This is a genomic window from Vibrio sp. A37, assembly GCF_059777565.1.
On the sequence record NZ_JBLNLI010000007.1, the window covers coordinates 14470 to 31982 of the forward strand.

Here is a 17513-nt window from a genome sequence, read left to right on the forward strand (position 1 = left end):
CATTTTATTACCCATTCCTATTGATTCAAAAAAATATAAACCTTCGCTTATCTATAAAACCCAGTTCATGGATGATGAATAATTTTGCATTCATCAGTTACTGCGATGCGAAACTAGCTCAATTGGCATCTGATTGCGTGAGTAAGACATGGCTAGATTAGAGTTACCTGTCACCGAGTAATTAATACTGCTGCGACTTTTTGTATAGACTTTAATAGATATCCCTTGGCTTCCTTTAACTTGCCCTAATACTTTAACGCGTATCAGAACTGTATCCTCTAAAGTCTGCCTACACATTAGCTTGACGCCTTGCTCCTTGATCAATAATTCCTGAGACATGACAGAGCTAGAGATTAAAAATAAAGCGGCTACAAGAGCCGCTTTTTTAACTAATAAACTAACCATAGACTAATGCTGATAAATGACTGAAGAAGAGTTGTTTGCATTAGTCATAGTCACTGTGGCGGTATCATTCCAAGTTTGATAGACATCAACATAGTTGTGACTTGAGCGAGTTAGTGTCACTGTTGCTAGAGAGCTGTGACTATCCTGATCAACATATATTGTATTGTAGTCAGACTCGTCATTAAGTGTTACAACAGCATCATTATCAAGGAATTGACTAATTTCGATTGTATTGAAATCACTACTGCCATCTAGACGCACTTTTGCGTAGTTTGACACCTCTTGATCTAGAGTAATTTCATTGTCATCACTTTTATTTACAACATCGATATCGGCGTCATTACTGCTATACTGATCGACAGTAATGTTATTTCTGTTGCCCTGTTTCACATAAACATCAGCTGTATTTCCTTTCTTTTGATCAACTTCAATTATGTTTCCACCGCGCCCATACCCATCAACACGAACGGTCGCTTCGTTGTTACGCGCTTGATCTATAGTGATATCATTGGTGTGACTGTTACGAATATCGACATCGGCGTCGTTACCACCTTTACCAAACACCCACCAAGGGCTAGCCCCCTGTGTAATTTGAACGCTGTTACCATCTGAGGTGCTACTTGTACCGCTACCCTGAATATTAACGTCCGAGTTATTGCTGTCATTTTTTTGAAGAATCACGACGTCACTATCTTCCGTGTATTTAAAGAGTACATCAGCATTTTGACTTTGCCCATTTTCACTATGTTGCGTAATGTTCGAACTATCATTCTCAGATTCATAGTAAATTGTTGTTGCTGTATTTCCAGCGTAAGCTGTTCCAGCTGCAAGAAGAGTTGAAATAGCAATCACTAACTTTTTCATAGAATTATCCTCAAGTTTCTAAGCTTTATAAGACTTTCTTTTATGGCATCATTGCTTTATATAAATGCCACGATTCATGTCACTAACAACTAGTATCTTGTCACCTCCAGATTGCGTTACGCTGTAGCTAGATCGACCGGAGTCATAAATAGCCGCGAGATTATCATCACCATACTGATGGATGCCTAACTCACTACTATTATTGGTATAACTGCAACCAAGCGGATTATAAGCACACTGATTAATTACAGCGATATTGTTACTTCCCACTTGATTGATATAACCTTTATGTCCCACACCTGCTTGGTTGATCCTGGCATAATTGTTACTTCCATCAGCTTGCTCAATTAAAGCTGTGTTCCCAGATCCCTTTTGGGATATTAAAGCTTTCGAATCGGTGGTATTTTTCTGAACAACCTTTGCTTTGTTTGCTCCTGAACCCGTATTTTTCTGCTTTATAACAACTTCAGATCCTGTTGAGTGGCTGATAATAACTTCTGCATAGTTTCCTGAGGTCACTTGATGATCTTCTAATTCATCAAAAAGCACGCTTCCTTCAAATTCACCAAATTTCTGTGGTAAATCCTCAGAATATTCGAAGTACCCATATGAAAAGCTCGACATAATTAAGGATAATATTGCACCTAGTTTAATTATGTAGTTATAAAGCTTTTTCACCTTAGCCTCCTATTAACCCGAAATGGTAATCAAGACTCGTAATAATTATGCAACGCTACGATTTATTAACAATGAACTTTGTTTCGAAAATATTTTTCCTGTATTTGCGATAAAAGTTATTAACCGTAGTAAACCTTCAGGAAAATAGTTAAGAAGCCTTCTGAAAAAACTAGTTATAAAGTATTAATTGGTTATATTTTTGTTAACATCTACAATACTTAAGTCTATTAAGGATGAGCTTGTTTAATTACTTAGTTTCTCGGTTAAGAAGTCGTTATTTGAGTTTACGATTCATAGCGTTTAATACTGCCAGTTAACCTTCTAATTTTTTGTTTTGTTTAAGTAATCTCAATCACTTTATTTTTTCATTAAAACTGAATTTAGAAACTCATATTCAACTGAGCATCTATAAGCAGTCTCAATTATGAGAAAAGATAATTTATAACGAAATAACCATTATTAAAAATTAATAGATAAATGTTATAGTCTCGTAACATTAATACAACATCATTCTCGATTCGATAGGTTTTAATAAGGGCTAAAGTGCATAATGAGACAGATTAAAAAAGCAATTCAGTTACTAAATATTAAGCTAGTAATGCGCGCTGCTATTTTATCTATGTTAGCTGTCTCAACAAGCGTGTTAGCGGAGAAAAAACTTGAAAATGGTCCTGCTCTTGAGGACAACTCTAGATTGGAAGACAAAAATAATTTTTCCAATAATTTAGAAGAAGTTAACGGCCTTATTATTGATAGAACCATGACTCGACTGGGAGCTAACTTTTATTCGTCTTTTTCCCAGTTGGTCAATGATAGGCATGAAAATTTAAAAGAGAACATAACGGTTAAAGAGCGCCCCACCGCTTTGTCAGGAAGCATCATAACCATCTTTCACTTAGGAAAACCAATATATAAAACCGCTTTATCTCCAGCCCGAAAGCAAGCTGCGGAACGAGCTGAGCAAGCAACACGTGTTGTGAGCTCTTATATATCTAGCTGGGAAGTGCAACGATTATTTCAAGATAGATTTGATCTAGATAGTAGCGAGCTATAAAGCATTTGTTTCTCGTAAACATGACAAATGCTTTCCGAATAATATTTTAGGAATGAGTTTAAAGGACTAGTTGTGAAGTCTTCAGAGGACTAGTTATGAAAATTTCAGCAGTAAAACTTTTTACAATCTTACCTTTAGCGCTGTCGTATTCTGTGGCTGCAAGTGAACTGGTCTATACACCAGTAAACCCAGGCTTCGGAGGCGACCCGCTTAATAGTGGTTATCTACTTGGCGTTGCAAACGCAATAAACGACTACACTCCCGACGACGACGATTTTGGTTTTGAAGAGCAATCTGCACTGGATCGCTTAGCCTCTAGCCTCGAATCTCGCCTGATAAGTCAACTACTTGCCGACGTGGGCAATGGTAATACTGGTCAGCTAGAAACTGATGATTTCTTTTTAAATATTGTTGATGACAACGGAAACCTCTTGATTCAAATCGTCGATAAAGCAACAGGCGAGTCGACAGAAATAAGTGTTTCTGGATTAAACCCAAACAATTAGGTTCGTTAGGGGCATGTTGGCCCTAAATAAATTTATTACTGATCTAGGGAGTAAAAGGACTCACCCCAGGCACCAAAACTTACTAGGGTGTAAAGCATGAAAAGTATTATCCTTGGCTTGTTAGTCACAATTTTGGCAGGTTGCTCAAATTCTCTCTCTATTCCAGATGCAGATGAAAGCCCGAAGTTAATGCCACGTGGGGCAACCTATAGCGATCTAATCCGTTTACCGTTGCCAAAAGGAAAGATTCTGGTTTCTGTCTATGATTTTCGTGATCAAACGGGGCAATACAAAGCGCAACCAAATAGTAACTTTTCCACAGCGGTCTCTCAGGGTGCGACCTCATTGCTCACAATGTCACTTCTAGACTCTCGGTGGTTCATCCCTTTAGAGCGTGAAGGATTGCAAAACCTACTAACCGAGCGAAAAATCATTCGTGCTGCTCAGAAAAAAGCCAACGGTAATGGAAACGGTAATGGCGTTGATCTAACTTCGCTTAGCTCAGCAAATGTAATGATTGAAGGCGGCATCATTGCCTACGACTCAAACATCAAAACAGGTGGTGCTGGAGTTCGTTACTTGGGTATAGGCGCTTCAGGCCAATATCGCTCTGATCAAGTCACTGTTAACATTCGGGCAGTAGATGTAAGAACAGGTCGTATATTACTCAGCGTAACCACCAGCAAAACCATTTTTTCTCATGAGTTAACTACTGGTGCTTTTAGGTATATCGACTACAAAGATTTGCTTGAAGTTGAAATGGGTTACACCAACAACGAGCCTGTTAATGTGGCCGTCGCTTCAGCTATCGACTCGGCTGTCATTCATCTGATAGTGAAAGGTATTCGCCTTGGTTTATGGGAACCACTTGATCCAAAACAAGCTGACAGTTCATTAATTAGACGCTATACCAACGAGAAGGTTGAAGTGTTATAAGACCTGCAAAATAGCCCTGCGAGGGCTATTCTCTTTTACTCTTGTTAAGAGCTACTCGCCAAACTAATCAATTGTTTTAAGCACTCTTCACCTTTTTCTATCTGTTTTTCACTAGTTAAAGACATAAAACTCTTCTGAAAATGGCGGAATGCAGGGCACATTGATTCTGCTTCCAATAGCTCTAACGCTAAACAATCCCGCTCAGCGAAACCTAACGCCTGTTGTGCACTATTGGAAGAGCTAAGTAAGTCCATAACGTTTTGCGAATGGTTAACATAGTCAGAAGAACAGTTCTCTGCAAACGAAAAGGGAGTAAAACAAATTGCCAGCAAGGCCACCTTGGCTTTACTTAGAATCATACGTCTTCCTTGAGTATTGAATCCAACATCTTGTTGCTACAATACTACGTCGGGTGTGACAAATATCAATAAGACTTAAGGCTAACGGCAGACGCTTGAAGCGGTAGAGTTAATCAGTTTTAATTTTCGCTTATGTCTTCAAATTCTTAAAATAACTCTTGATAAAATGCTCGAGGTTATACTTTAATTTGTATATTCAATTAAACATATCTGGAAGGCTATGTCTGAAGCTCCGCTATACATTCAAATTAGAGATTTTATCTCACAGAATATTGATTCTGGAACATGGGAAGTAGGTAAAAAAATCACCACTGAAATTGAGCTAGCTTCTCAATTTAATGTTAGTAGAATGACCGTGAATAAAGCGATTCGCGACCTCGTCAATGAAGGAAAACTTGTACGTAAACCAAGAGCTGGAACATTTGTCTGTGCTCAAAAAGACAAACTGGAATCCCCGTTGCTCGAGACCACTAACATTGCCCGAGAAGTAGAACAGAGAGGTAATCAATATCACAGCGAAGTGCAAAAGCTATGTTCAATTGTTGCAGATAGTGACATCGCAACAAAGTTAGGCGTCATGATTGGAAATGTTGTGTTCTATTGTGAAATCATACACTTTGAAGACAAGTCTCCTATCCAAATCGAATTAAGATGGGTCAATCCTGACTATGTGCCAAATTATCTAAAACAAGATTTTTCCCAAATTACCCCACACCAATACCTTTCTGAAAACTGTCCTCTCAGTGCTATCGAACATACTGTTGAAGCGATACTTCCTGACAAACATATTCAACAACTACTATCGTTACCAAACAACGAACCATGTTTGCTATTAGACAGACGAACATGGAGCCAGGATAAACTGATCAGTTCAGCGCTGCTATTCCACCCAGGCTCTAAGTACAAACTCAGCTCAAAGGTCACTTTTAACTAGAGCGTGCCGACCTTTTCACACTATCGCAACAAACCAGTTGAATATCTAAACAATTTGAGATATTAATTGTATATACATTTACATATCTAACTGGGAAATTGTAATGTGTAACGAACATGATCTTGTTCTAACCAATGCTCGATTAGTATCAATGGAAGCGGGTGAAATTGGTTATACAGTAAGTGAACCCAAAAACCTCGCGATACAAAATGGACGAATACACACGATTTCCAACACCACACAACTCTCTAGTGAATCTCACGTCTTCGATTGCAAAAATAAGCTGGTTACCCCTGGTTTGATAGACAGTCATACACACCTAGTGTTTGCTGGAAACCGAGCACAAGAATTTGAACAACGAATTAAAGGGGTGAGCTACGAACAGATTGCCTGCAATGGTGGAGGCATATTATCTACGGTTAAAGCGACACGAAAAGCATCGAAAGATCAACTAGTTGAGAATACTTTACCGATTCTAGATGGCCTTCTCCGTTCAGGGGTGACCAGCGTAGAGGTAAAATCAGGCTATGGTTTAACGCTGCAAGATGAATTAAAAATGTTGCGCGCAGCCAAAGCTCTCGAGAATCATCGCCGTATAAAAGTATCGACCACTTTATTAGCAGCCCACACAGCTCCACCTGAATTTAAAAATGACTCAGATTCGTATATTGACCTTATATGCCAAGAGATTATTCCAGCAGTAGCAGAAATGCAGCTTGCGGATGCAGTTGATGTTTTTTGCGAATCCATAGGTTTTAACTTAGAACAAACCGAGCGAGTGTTTAATACAGCAAAAAAATTCGGTTTAAACATTAAAGGCCACGTCGAGCAACTTTCTGACTTAGGCGGAGCTCAGCTAGTGGCGAAATATCAAGGTTTATCCGCAGATCATATTGAGTATCTAACTAAACAAGGCGTTCACTCTTTGGCAAACTCAGGTAGTGTGGCAACCCTGTTACCGGGCGCATTTTACTTTTTAAAAGAGTCTCAGTTACCCCCTATTGCAGAATTGCGTATACAAAACGTTCCAATGGCTATCGCCACTGATTTTAACCCCGGCACGTCACCCTTTGCAGATTTGACTATGATGATGAATATGGGGTGCACTCTATTTGGCTTAACACCAGAAGAAGCACTACGTGGAGTGACGTGTCACGCAGCAAAAGCGCTTGGGTTGAGCTCATCTAGAGGGCAAATAAAACAAGGCTATGAAGCAGACTTGGCCATTTGGAACATCGAACATCCGGCAGAGCTAAGCTACCAAGTGGGTGTTCCTCGCCTCGTCGCTCGTATTGTCGATGGAGAACTGTGCCATGACTGACACTACTCAAACTGTAACCAGCCAGCAGTTTCACTGGCAGGGTCGCCATGATGCTGAAGACGGTGACTTAGGTCAAAGAATACATCATGCCGTCAAGCAAAAGCAGTCATCTGAACTTAACGAATCCACCAAAGCTGTCAGCTTACTCGGATTTGCGAGCGACGCAGGTGTTGCAAGAAACAAAGGTCGTATAGGCGCAAAAAAAGCGCCAGATTTAATACGCAGAGCGTTAGCAAACATGGCATGGCATAAAGATGTATCCATTATTGATTTAGGTAACGTCACGTGTGAAGACGACCAACTTGAAACAAGCCAAAGTCTATGTGGTCATGTCATAGCGGGAGCTCTCCCCTACACGCCAGTTGTCACACTAGGCGGTGGCCATGAAGTGGCTTGGGCCTCTTTCCAAGGTTTAGCAGGCTACTTCCAGCAACATTTTCCACATAGCAAACCGAAGATTGGCATTATTAATTTCGACGCACACTTTGACTTGAGGACCTTCAATAGCCCTCAGACAGACGTTAGGCCCAGCTCAGGCACCCCATTCAGTCAAATTCATCATTTTTGCCAACAAAATGATTGGGACTTTCATTATGCTTGCCTAGGGATCAGCCGTGCCAGCAACACTGCAGCGTTGTTCCAAAAAGCAAAAGAACTGAACGTATGGTATGTAGAAGATTTCAAACTCTGTTTTATGAACCATATCTACCACCTCACCCAGCTCCAGCACTTTATCGATAACTGCGATTACATCTATCTCACGATTGACTTAGACGTCTTCCCTGCCGCAGTCGCCCCGGGAGTCAGTGCACCCGCTGCACCGGGTGTGAGTTACGAGTCTCTTTCCCCCTATTTAAGAAGAATTTTAAATTATCCGAAAAAGCTAATGCTTGCTGACATTGCAGAATACAACCCAACCTACGACGTTGATAGCCAAACTGCGAGGTTAGCTGCGCGGCTTTGTTGGGAAATAGCCAATGCGATGGCAGATAAAGTGCTGCCAGAAGAAGACCTACCCGTTTAACCCTATGTAATAACTACTTTCATATTCCAATAACAACGACAGTACATCTATTAAATTAAAGGATTCAGCCATGACTTCAAATAACACCGAAGATCAACGTTTAGATACTAGCCGTACAATTCGCGCTCCTCATGGTACAAAACTACGTGCCAAATCTTGGTTAACAGAAGCGCCATTGAGAATGTTGATGAACAACCTAGATCCCGAAGTAGCCGAGCATCCGCATGCTTTGGTGGTGTATGGTGGAATCGGCCGAGCAGCAAGAAACTGGGAGTGTTACGACAAGATTGTTGAAACCCTAGAAAGACTGGAAGACGATCAAACCTTATTGGTGCAATCAGGTAAACCAGTAGGCGTTTTCCCAACCCACAAAAATGCGCCTCGTGTACTTATTGCAAACTCTAACTTGGTGCCACATTGGGGCAACTGGGAACACTTCAACGAACTAGATAAAAAAGGCCTCATGATGTACGGCCAAATGACAGCAGGTAGCTGGATTTACATTGGATCCCAAGGCATTGTTCAAGGTACATATGAAACCTTCGTTTCTGTGGCCAAAAAGCACTTTGTTGGCGATGCAAGTAAGCGTTGGATTTTAACTGGTGGACTTGGTGGCATGGGTGGCGCTCAGCCTCTTGCAGCTACAATGGCTGGTTATTCAATGATCGCTGTTGAATGCGATGAGTCACGAATTGATTACCGTTTAAGAACTGGTTACGTTGACAAAAAAGCCACTTCTTTAGATGAAGCTCTGGCGATCATTTATGAATCAGATCAGCCAGTCTCAGTTGGTTTGCTTGGCAATGCCGCAGATATATTCCCTGAGCTTGTAGAACGCAATATCACACCAGACGTGGTGACTGACCAAACCTCTGCACACGATCCTCTCAATGGTTACCTACCTCAAGGTTGGAGTCTTGAACATGCCGCTGAAATGCGTAAAAAGGACGAAGCTAAGGTAATCAAAGAAGCTAAAGCTTCTATGGCGATTCAGGTGAAAGCTATGCTAGATCTTCAATCTCGTGGTGCCGCAACACTTGATTACGGCAACAATATTCGCCAGATGGCGCTGGAAGAAGGCGTTAAGAACGCGTTCGACTTCCCGGGCTTTGTTCCGGCTTATATTCGCCCTCTCTTCTGCGAAGGTATCGGTCCATTTCGTTGGGCAGCACTTTCTGGTGATCCTGAGGATATTTATAAAACGGATCAAAAAGTTAAAGAACTCATTCCAGATAACCCACACCTACACAACTGGCTAGATATGGCTCGTGAGCGTATCCAATTTCAAGGCCTGCCATCACGTATATGCTGGGTTGGGCTAAAAGACAGAGAACGCCTAGGTCAAGCATTTAATGAAATGGTAAAAAATGGTGAGCTCAAAGCTCCGGTTGTCATCGGCCGTGACCATTTGGACTCAGGTTCTGTTGCCAGCCCAAACCGAGAAACAGAAGGCATGATGGATGGCTCCGATGCTATCTCTGACTGGCCACTGCTTAACGCACTATTAAACACTGCCGGCGGTGCAACTTGGGTATCCCTACACCATGGAGGTGGCGTTGGTATGGGCTTCTCACAGCATTCAGGAATGGTCATCTGCTGCGATGGTAGCCAAGACGCGTCTGAGCGAATTGCACGAGTATTACACAACGACCCAGCAACAGGTGTAATGCGTCACGCAGACGCAGGTTACGACATCGCTAAAACGTGTGCAGCGGAGCAAGGTTTAGACTTGCCAATGCTAAATGAAGAACTGAGCAAGCTGAAGTAAGGAAGTGAAAATGTTGGATTTTACGCTTAAGCCTGGTTGCATCAGTTTAAAGGAGCTTCGTCAAGTGAGTCGTCATCCCGTTCGCATAGAGCTGGATGAACGTGCCATCCCCGATATCGAAGCCAGCACCAATATTGTCGACCAAGTGATTGAGGAAGATAGAACCGTTTATGGCATCAATACCGGCTTTGGTTTGTTAGCCAATACTCGTATTGCTCCTGAAGACTTGCAAACTTTGCAAAAAAGTATTGTTCTATCCCACGCGGCTGGTATCGGCGAATTAATGTCGGACGAAACTGTTCGATTAATGATGGTGTTAAAAATTAACAGCCTTGCTCGGGGTTTCTCTGGGATTCGTCTGTCTGTTATCAACGCTTTGATCACGTTAGTCAATGCCAATGTCTACCCTTGCGTACCACAAAAAGGTTCCGTTGGGGCGTCCGGCGACCTTGCTCCTCTCGCGCACATGAGTACCGTTTTACTTGGTGAAGGCCAAGCAAGGCACAACGGCAAAATTATATCTGGACTTGAAGGACTGAAAATTGCTGGACTAGAACCGATTACACTTGCGCCGAAAGAAGGTCTAGCTCTTCTTAACGGTACTCAAGCATCCACTGCTTTCGCCCTAGAAGGTCTCTTTGTCGCAGAAGACCTTTACGCTTCCGCTACCGTATGCGGAGCAATGTCGGTAGAAGCAGCGTTAGGCAGCAGAAAACCTTTCGATCCCCGAATTCATAGAGTCAGAGGACACCGCAGCCAAATGGATGCGGCTGATGCTTATCGCCACTTACTGGACGCTCGAAGTGATATTGGTGATTCACACACCAATTGTGAAAAGGTTCAAGACCCTTATTCACTGCGCTGCCAACCACAAGTTATGGGCGCTTGCCTGCAACAAATTAGAAATGCAGCCAGCACGTTGGAGGTTGAAGCGAACTCCGTATCCGATAATCCATTGGTTTTTGCCGAAGACGGTGACATCGTATCTGGGGGGAACTTCCACGCAGAGCCGGTCGCGATGGCTGCTGACAACCTTGCCTTAGCGATTGCGGAAATCGGTAGCTTGTCTGAGCGAAGAATGGCGCTTCTCATTGATAGTGCACTAAGCAAACTCCCCCCTTTCTTGGTTGATAACGGTGGAGTGAACTCTGGATTTATGATTGCTCAAGTAACTTCAGCCGCGCTCGCCAGTGAGAACAAAGCCCTAGCCCACCCGAGCTCAGTGGACAGCTTACCAACGTCTGCGAATCAAGAAGATCATGTTTCCATGGCCACCTATGCAGCGAGAAGGCTTAAAGACATGGGGGATAATACCCGGGGCATATTGGCCGTCGAGTATTTGGCCTCAGCACAAGGGTTAGACTTTAGGGCACCAAGTGTATCTTCACCACGTATCGAAGAAGCGAAGCATAGGTTACGTGAGACAGTCGCATTTTATGACAAGGACCGATATTTCGCTCCTGATATCGAAAATGCCAATAGTCTACTAAAACTCGCAATACACAATGACTTAATGCCTTCAAGCTTAGCGTTAAGTTTTTAGTAGTTGGCCGATACCCCCTCACAGAGCCTAGTGAAAGACTAGGCTTTTTACCGTATCGAAAACTAAATCTTTATGTAGTTTTAATGACTTAACACTAGAAATTTACACTGGATGGACCATTGAAGGTCAAATCTGATATATAATCCCCTACAATTTTTGCTATTTGTCACGAGTTATGTTCCTAACACCCTATTTTTCAACAAAAGACGATCAATTCCAATTCACACGTCAACAAGCTAGCCACTTCGCCAAAAAAGTAGCGGGCGACTACAACCCGATTCACGACGAAGACAATAAACGCTTTTGTGTGCCTGGCGATCTTTTGTTTGCGGTGTTACTGCAGAAACAAGGTATTAGCCAAAAAATGCGCTTTGATTTTTCAGGCATGGTAACCGACGGTATCGAGCTTAGTATTCAGAATAACGCGAATGAAAGTGTCGTTGTAGACCAAAATGGTAAGCAATACCTCACTGTACAACGCGAAGGCGATGTCAATACTGATGCCGAGTTTATCGAGCATGTCGTGACAAATTATGTCCAGTTTTCTGGTATGAACTTCCCTCACATCATGGTTCCACTTATGGAACAAGAGAAAATGATGATCAATTGCCAACGCCCGTTGGTTATATATGAAAGCATGGAAGTGGAGTTCAAGAGACTGGACCTTGTAAAGCCTGAAGTAGACTTCACAGGTGCCACTTTCGACGTGGATGGCAAGCGTGGAGTGGTTACTCTCAACTTTGCTTTCATGGAAAATGGCCAAATCGTTGGTAACGGCGTAAAAAGAATGGTCGCGAGTGGCCTAAAACCCTACGAGCACGAATCTGTTGACGATCTAGTAAAACGCTTTAATGCTCGTAAAGAAAGCTTTCTCGCTGATATCACTGAAGCAGCTTAATTCTAACTTTAAGCATTCAAAAATAGAAAACCTCCTTTTCGGAGGTTTTTTTGATCACTTTGGGCACGTGGTAGGACAAAAATGAAATAGGTCAGTGCTGGTTAGAGAACGATTCTGTTCGGCGGTATAAACAAGCTAACGGACGATTAAAATCGTAAGTTTATTTAAAGGAATATTGATGTAGACTAGATCTAAATACCCCATGATTTCTTTTGGTGATTGGTTTCTAATTGGAGTCCCGTTGATAGGGTATTGGTATACATCAATTTTACTAATGCTCTTACCTCTACCTGTTGCAATTGCGTACTCAGTTTTTGGTGCACTAAAAAGGCATCACGAAAATCAACCATTTGTCGAGCCAGAGAAAATTTGGCTTTATTCTAGTTTACATCTCAAGTTTAAAATCGGTTTGTTGATAAGTTACTGGTCACTCGAACTTATAGCTTTATACCTTTCAGAAATATAAACCTAACAAGGTAATAAAGCAGGTAAAAACCAGTTGGCTGTAGCTCGTACATCGATATGGTTAATCTCCAATTACAACCACTAACCTTTGCCATATCGCCAACCAAGCCTTACTCGCTACTCTACGCTTAAATATTTCTATATCGCGATTAGGATTAAAAGTGATTTTTCCTTCAAAATTGGATTCCAGCCCAAAAGCACTAATACATTCTATTTGGTTGCTTTCTAACATCCTAACCGCAACCGCGGTTTCCTTTTCTGGCCAATATCTCATGGCATCCAATGAGTTTTTGTAAGGCTTATCATTGTTGCGCTCATGCATAATGGCCTGATTTCTAACTTGCCAGTTTAGCGTCGGCATGAGCGCGGTTAGCACTTGTTCGTAATGTATATCCTGCTGGATCGATGAGTTAGTGGGATCAAAATAGAGAACATCGACATCGTTGAGAGGAGTTGCTGACACATAGTTATGAATATTATCCCAAATCAAATTTCGTACAAAGCCTGCGGCAATGTAACAATCTGGTAGATTCAGACCACGAACATGTGTAAGAGCTTCAACTCGAGTTGAATCATTTAAAATCAGCTGTTCGATTTTATGGTGTAGGATCATCTGGATAGTTAGATGTATTCTCGCATTTAAGCGAGAATACTTGCTGTTTATGAAATTGCAGTTAACAGAGCTTGCAAAGGATGAAGTAGCACTTCTTTCTCGAATCTTTTTACTTGGCTTCGACAGGAGTACCCTGTTGCCATACATCTGTTTTTTGGTAATTTTTCTAAATTTGGTTTCCAACTTAACCCATAAATATCTCTCGACATTTCAAGCTTATCGACTTCATGACCAAATGTACCTGCCATGCCGCAGCAACCAACTGGCACTGATTGCATCTTCGCACCAAAGTGGGTAAATACTGCACCCCACTCCTTTTCACTGTTTGGCATCTTGGTCTTTTCAGTACAGTGAGCTAGCAAATACCAAGGGTTTTGGTCGCTGCTATCGAAAGAACTAAACTCATTCAATCGAGGAAGCAGCCACTCATGTACATTTAGCACTTGGAACTTTCCTCGACTTTCACCCAGTATCTCTTGATACTCATCTCGATAGCAAAGCACCATAGCAGGGTCGACTCCTACCATTGGAATATTCAAAGCAGCAACTTGGGATAGAAACTCTGCGGTACTTCTCGCCGTGTCCGCAAACTTAGCAAGGAAACCTTTAATATGCTGCGCTTTACCATTTGGCTTAAATGGGAGTAAAACAGGTTTCTTACCTAACTTAACAGCTAGCCGAGTAAAGTCTTCGACCACTTGCGCATCGTAATAGCTGGTAAATGGATCTTGCACAATGAGAACGTATTCGTCGCGTTCTTGCTCTGGCACATTTACCAACATTTCCATATCAAAATCTGTTGAAATGACTTCACGCTTTTCTAAAGTTGGTATAGATAACTGTGGCGTATCCACATACCCAATCGTCGAAGCGGTAGCCTTCTTTACAATAGAGTTATTTATTACAACGTTCACCACCTTCGGCATTTTTGCCATCCAAGGCAGCATCGTTTCAATATTTGAAACTAAATAGTCCTTAACGGGTCTTTGATATCGTGTGTGATAAAGGTTTAAAAAGCGCGCTCTAAAACTCGGTACGTCAACTTTAATTGGGCAGTGTGTCGCACAAGCTTTACATGCCAAACAACCATTCATAGCCTCGTACACTTCATGAGAGAAGTCGTACTCGTGGCGTTTATTGGCGGTATGTCGAAGTCTATCAACAAGAGCTTTAACTGATGAGGAAGCATTCAAGCTTTGATGTTCAAAGTCCAATATGTTGATATTTTGCTCGCTGAGCTGACGCAACCACTCTCTCACTAACCCCGCTCTTCCCTTCGGAGAGTGGCGGCGATCGTAGGTCACTTTCATAGACGGGCACATAGGTGATGAAGTGTCGTAATTAAAACACAAGCCGTTGCCATTACACTCCATCGCTTGCTTGAAGCTGTCTCTTACTTCAATATCTATTTGTCGATCGTAATAACCTCTTTTCGTATCCGTCACTTTCACCAGCTCTGCATCACTGTCAAGAGGTGTGCAGATTTTTCCTGGGTTCATTTTATTTAGAGGGTCAAATGCGGTTTTTACTCGGCGCAGCTCATCAAATAACTTTTCTCCAAAAAACTCTGGCCCGTATTCTGAGCGAAACCCTTTGCCGTGTTCGCCCCACATTAATCCGCCATACTTCGAGACCAACTTAACCACTTCATCAGAGATTTCATGCATCAAGCTTTCTTGCTTTGGATCGCACAGATCTAAAGCGGGTCTGACATGTAGAACACCAGCATCAACGTGACCAAACATGCCATATTTAAGCTGCTTACCATCTAATAACTCTCTGAACTCGGAGATGAAATCAGCCAAATTTTCTGGTGGTACACAGGTATCTTCAGCAAATGCGACAGGCTTAGCTCTTCCTTTGGCAGCACCAAGGAGCCCAACCGCTTTTTTCCGCATGTTATAAATACGATTGATGCTGTCTAAGTCACTACATATTTGATAACCAATGATTCCCGCTTGCTGAGATTCTAGCATTTCATCGAGCTTAGCTGCTAATTGGCTAACTTGCGCCTCGACTTCAGCTTCATCTTGTCCTGCAAATTCGACAATGTTGATGCCCAACATTTCCTTATCGGGCACTTCTGTCAATAAATCGCTAACGGAGTGCCAGACAATGTCCTGCTTGGCCAAGTTCAAAACATTTGAGTCTACCGTTTCAACTGATAACGCGTTGGCTTCTACCATGAATGGGGCATTTCTCAGAGCAGCATCAAAGCTATTGTATTTGACGTTAACTAATGTTCTTACTTTTGGTATAGGTGTTAGATTCAATTTTGCTTCAGTGATGAACGCCAGTGAACCTTCTGAACCACATAATATGCGAGCTAAATCAAACTGGTTGGTGTTGCTAGCTAGCGCATTTTTCAGATCATACCCTGTTAGGAAACGATTTAATGGTGGGAATTTATCTAATATATCCTGCCTATTTTCAGTGCATACTTTTTCACTAACTTCAACGGCTTGATAAGCGAAAGAGTTAAGCTCAGGCTCCCCCTTTGAACCATCAGTTTCAAAGACGGAACCATCCGCAAACACAGCTTGCAATGATAAAACATGATCTGAAGTTTTACCGTACTTCAGAGAGCCTTGGCCAGAAGCATCGGTATTAATCATTCCGCCCAATGTCGCGCGGTTACTGGTCGATAAATCAGGAGAGAAAAAATACCCGTATGGCCTAACTGCTTGGTTTAACTGATCCTTTATAACACCTGATTGAACCCTAACCCATCCTTCTTGCTTATTGATTTCAAGAACTTGATTCATGTACCTAGATAAATCAACCACAACTCCAGTCGTCAGAGACTGCCCATTTGTGCCGGTTCCCCCACCCCTTGGAGAAAAAGTCACTCTCGCATAGCCCGGTTTTGAACTAACCTTAGTAAGTAAGGAAACATCTTGTGTTGTTTTTGGATGCACCACAGCCTGTGGCAGCTGTTGGTAAACGCTATTATCTGTTGCAACTGCGAGTCGGCTTGAATATTGAGTTTCGATGTCGCCGCTAAAACCTACTTTTTTCAGGTCATTTAAGAATTCCTGAACAGTAGAATCGACATCAGATTGTGTTTGTAATCTTGGTAACATTTGCTTCCTGCCCAACAATACTGAGCCTTTCAGTATCGGGTTTTAGTTATTTTGATATTAATCTTTTGATTTTGGTCACTTTACAACATTTGAAAAGGTGATCAAAACAGAATCTGAGTGCCACAATAAAACATATGCTTGCTAAACTACTCATGCTGGTTAAGTAGCGAATTTATTTAGATAGTAATGCAGTGATTTAAAATAGGCTAACAATGAAAAAAAGTAAGATTGTCACTACCGAAGATATCTTGTTAAAGCTATGCCAATCTGTATCAGGCGTTTTAACTTCTGCCACTGGCTCAAACGTTGCTTACTCAGCAATGGTACAAAAGATCACCAAAACAAGCTTGAAACCGGATTATGGCTGCTTTGTTCTTTTTGACGGCGGATTCTCTGGTTTAGTGGTGATTAACTTTACCGCTAAGGCCGCACTGGAGATCTACACCAATTACATGAGAAATATGGGTATTCCAGAAGAAGAACTGGCAATAGTCCATACTTCTGATGAGGTTGGTGACGTCCTTGGGGAACTGATGAATCAATTAGTCGGTGACTTTACTAATCGAATACGCAAAGAGCTAAGAACCGACATTACCCAAAACCAACCAAAGATGCTTTCTCTGAATAAACAAGTGGTACTATCTGTCGACACCAACCTAGATAGGCCTCAGGTAAGAAGAGTGACTTTCTCAACAGAGGGAAATAATATTTTCTATTTGGAATTGGCAATGGATAAAACCGAGTTCATCCAACTAGAAGAGTTCGAGGTATCCGATGACGATGATTGCCCAGATAGCATCTTGGAACAAGCTCAAAAAAGCCGAAATTCTCAATCATCCGATTTATCTACCGAAAGCCAGCCTGATATCTCAGATGATCTGCTTGATGAATTAGGCATTTAGCAGCAGCTCAATAGGTCGAGTGATAGTGAACTCCTCTAATCACTCGACAAAAATATTTTTTAAATCAAATACAAAAGGCTTAATTAGCTTACTTCACTATATTCGCCCTCTTTCACTTATGATCTAAAAACGTTAAAATGGTCGACTTTATTATTGTCAG

16 protein-coding genes are annotated in these 17513 nt (G+C 41.8%); 10 read left to right on the forward strand and 6 right to left on the reverse strand.

All coding sequences use genetic code 11. The features are described 5' to 3' along the window. Window positions 1-93: 93 nt before the first annotated feature. Genes ACM2FC_RS13360 through ACM2FC_RS13370 form a run of 3 tightly spaced genes read right to left on the reverse strand, consistent with a single transcriptional unit; the run spans window position 94 to window position 1947 of the window. Window positions 94-405 carry a hypothetical protein gene (locus tag ACM2FC_RS13360; protein WP_498481433.1) on the reverse strand — a complete coding sequence of 104 codons (312 nt, stop codon included), beginning with the start codon at window positions 403-405 and terminating at the stop codon, window positions 94-96. A gap of 3 nt (window positions 406-408) precedes the next feature. Beyond that, complete coding sequence (locus tag ACM2FC_RS13365) at window positions 409-1269, reverse strand: hypothetical protein (protein ID WP_498481434.1); 861 nt, start codon at window positions 1267-1269, stop codon at window positions 409-411. A 48-nt stretch (window positions 1270-1317) separates the two neighbouring features. Continuing rightward, window positions 1318-1947, reverse strand: coding sequence for a curlin subunit CsgB (locus ACM2FC_RS13370; protein ID WP_498481435.1), 630 nt, complete (start codon window positions 1945-1947; stop codon window positions 1318-1320). Window positions 1948-2497: 550 nt separating this feature from the next. Between ACM2FC_RS13370 and ACM2FC_RS13375 the strand changes: the two genes are divergently transcribed. The 3 genes from ACM2FC_RS13375 (at window position 2498) to ACM2FC_RS13385 (ending at window position 4443) form a co-directional block, all read left to right on the forward strand. Continuing rightward, window positions 2498-3001 (forward strand): CsgE family curli-type amyloid fiber assembly protein, encoded by a 504-nt coding sequence (locus tag ACM2FC_RS13375; protein ID WP_498481436.1) that lies wholly within the window; start codon window positions 2498-2500, stop codon window positions 2999-3001. A gap of 95 nt (window positions 3002-3096) precedes the next feature. Then, window positions 3097-3507 carry a curli assembly protein CsgF gene (locus ACM2FC_RS13380; RefSeq protein ID WP_498481437.1) on the forward strand — a complete coding sequence of 137 codons (411 nt, stop codon included), beginning with the start codon at window positions 3097-3099 and terminating at the stop codon, window positions 3505-3507. Between the two features lie 96 nt (window positions 3508-3603). Beyond that, the gene (locus tag ACM2FC_RS13385; protein WP_498481438.1) at window positions 3604-4443 is read left to right on the forward strand and encodes a CsgG/HfaB family protein; all 840 of its coding nucleotides are present in this window, start codon (window positions 3604-3606) and stop codon (window positions 4441-4443) included. A gap of 44 nt (window positions 4444-4487) precedes the next feature. On the opposite strand, the gene ACM2FC_RS13390 is transcribed toward ACM2FC_RS13385, so the two are convergent. Beyond that, complete coding sequence (locus ACM2FC_RS13390; RefSeq protein ID WP_498481439.1) at window positions 4488-4802, reverse strand: hypothetical protein; 315 nt, start codon at window positions 4800-4802, stop codon at window positions 4488-4490. A 220-nt stretch (window positions 4803-5022) separates the two neighbouring features. On the opposite strand from ACM2FC_RS13390, the gene hutC reads away from it, so the two are divergent. The 6 genes from hutC (at window position 5023) to ACM2FC_RS13420 (ending at window position 12290) form a co-directional block, all read left to right on the forward strand. Continuing rightward, entirely contained in the window at window positions 5023-5736 is a 714-nt protein-coding gene (hutC, locus tag ACM2FC_RS13395) for a histidine utilization transcriptional repressor HutC (RefSeq protein WP_498481440.1), read from the forward strand. A gap of 103 nt (window positions 5737-5839) precedes the next feature. Further along, complete coding sequence (gene hutI / locus ACM2FC_RS13400; RefSeq protein ID WP_498481441.1) at window positions 5840-7057, forward strand: imidazolonepropionase; 1218 nt, start codon at window positions 5840-5842, stop codon at window positions 7055-7057. Next, complete coding sequence (gene hutG, locus ACM2FC_RS13405) at window positions 7050-8081, forward strand: formimidoylglutamase (protein WP_498481442.1); 1032 nt, start codon at window positions 7050-7052, stop codon at window positions 8079-8081. Before hutI ends, hutG begins: the two co-directional genes overlap by 8 nt. Window positions 8082-8151: 70 nt before the next feature. Continuing rightward, window positions 8152-9849 carry a urocanate hydratase gene (hutU, locus tag ACM2FC_RS13410; protein WP_498481443.1) on the forward strand — a complete coding sequence of 566 codons (1698 nt, stop codon included), beginning with the start codon at window positions 8152-8154 and terminating at the stop codon, window positions 9847-9849. Between the two features lie 10 nt (window positions 9850-9859). Further along, the gene (gene hutH / locus ACM2FC_RS13415; RefSeq protein WP_498481444.1) at window positions 9860-11392 is read left to right on the forward strand and encodes a histidine ammonia-lyase; all 1533 of its coding nucleotides are present in this window, start codon (window positions 9860-9862) and stop codon (window positions 11390-11392) included. 175 nt (window positions 11393-11567) lie between these two features. Continuing rightward, the gene (locus ACM2FC_RS13420; RefSeq protein ID WP_498481445.1) at window positions 11568-12290 is read left to right on the forward strand and encodes a DUF3581 domain-containing protein; all 723 of its coding nucleotides are present in this window, start codon (window positions 11568-11570) and stop codon (window positions 12288-12290) included. Between the two features lie 526 nt (window positions 12291-12816). Here ACM2FC_RS13420 and ACM2FC_RS13425 read toward each other — a convergent pair. Continuing rightward, window positions 12817-13368: a nucleotidyltransferase family protein gene (locus ACM2FC_RS13425; RefSeq protein WP_498481446.1), complete on the reverse strand. Its 552-nt coding sequence runs from the start codon at window positions 13366-13368 to the stop codon at window positions 12817-12819. Window positions 13369-13415: 47 nt separating this feature from the next. Then, the gene (ydiJ, locus tag ACM2FC_RS13430; RefSeq protein ID WP_498481448.1) at window positions 13416-16451 is read right to left on the reverse strand and encodes a D-2-hydroxyglutarate dehydrogenase YdiJ; all 3036 of its coding nucleotides are present in this window, start codon (window positions 16449-16451) and stop codon (window positions 13416-13418) included. A gap of 212 nt (window positions 16452-16663) precedes the next feature. On the opposite strand from ydiJ, the gene ACM2FC_RS13435 reads away from it, so the two are divergent. Then, a complete protein-coding gene (locus ACM2FC_RS13435) occupies window positions 16664-17353 on the forward strand; it encodes a DUF3334 family protein (protein WP_498481449.1) in 690 nt (229 codons plus the stop codon). Window positions 17354-17513 lie beyond the last annotated feature (160 nt).

Bases quoted from the DNA above. Each gene is read 5' to 3' on its own strand.
- ACM2FC_RS13360 (WP_498481433.1), bottom strand. From the start codon at position 405: ATGGTTAGTTTATTAGTTAAAAAAGCGGCTCTTGTAGCCGCTTTATTT.
- ACM2FC_RS13365 (WP_498481434.1), bottom strand. From the start codon at position 1,269: ATGAAAAAGTTAGTGATTGCTATTTCAACTCTTCTTGCAGCTGGAACA.
- ACM2FC_RS13375 (WP_498481436.1), top strand. From the start codon at position 2,498: ATGAGACAGATTAAAAAAGCAATTCAGTTACTAAATATTAAGCTAGTA.
- ACM2FC_RS13380 (WP_498481437.1), top strand. From the start codon at position 3,097: ATGAAAATTTCAGCAGTAAAACTTTTTACAATCTTACCTTTAGCGCTG.
- ACM2FC_RS13385 (WP_498481438.1), top strand. From the start codon at position 3,604: ATGAAAAGTATTATCCTTGGCTTGTTAGTCACAATTTTGGCAGGTTGC.
- ACM2FC_RS13390 (WP_498481439.1), bottom strand. From the start codon at position 4,802: ATGATTCTAAGTAAAGCCAAGGTGGCCTTGCTGGCAATTTGTTTTACT.
- hutC (WP_498481440.1), top strand. From the start codon at position 5,023: ATGTCTGAAGCTCCGCTATACATTCAAATTAGAGATTTTATCTCACAG.
- hutI (WP_498481441.1), top strand. From the start codon at position 5,840: ATGTGTAACGAACATGATCTTGTTCTAACCAATGCTCGATTAGTATCA.
- hutG (WP_498481442.1), top strand. From the start codon at position 7,050: ATGACTGACACTACTCAAACTGTAACCAGCCAGCAGTTTCACTGGCAG.
- hutU (WP_498481443.1), top strand. From the start codon at position 8,152: ATGACTTCAAATAACACCGAAGATCAACGTTTAGATACTAGCCGTACA.
- hutH (WP_498481444.1), top strand. From the start codon at position 9,860: ATGTTGGATTTTACGCTTAAGCCTGGTTGCATCAGTTTAAAGGAGCTT.
- ACM2FC_RS13420 (WP_498481445.1), top strand. From the start codon at position 11,568: ATGTTCCTAACACCCTATTTTTCAACAAAAGACGATCAATTCCAATTC.
- ACM2FC_RS13425 (WP_498481446.1), bottom strand. From the start codon at position 13,368: ATGATCCTACACCATAAAATCGAACAGCTGATTTTAAATGATTCAACT.
- ydiJ (WP_498481448.1), bottom strand. From the start codon at position 16,451: ATGTTACCAAGATTACAAACACAATCTGATGTCGATTCTACTGTTCAG.
- ACM2FC_RS13435 (WP_498481449.1), top strand. From the start codon at position 16,664: ATGAAAAAAAGTAAGATTGTCACTACCGAAGATATCTTGTTAAAGCTA.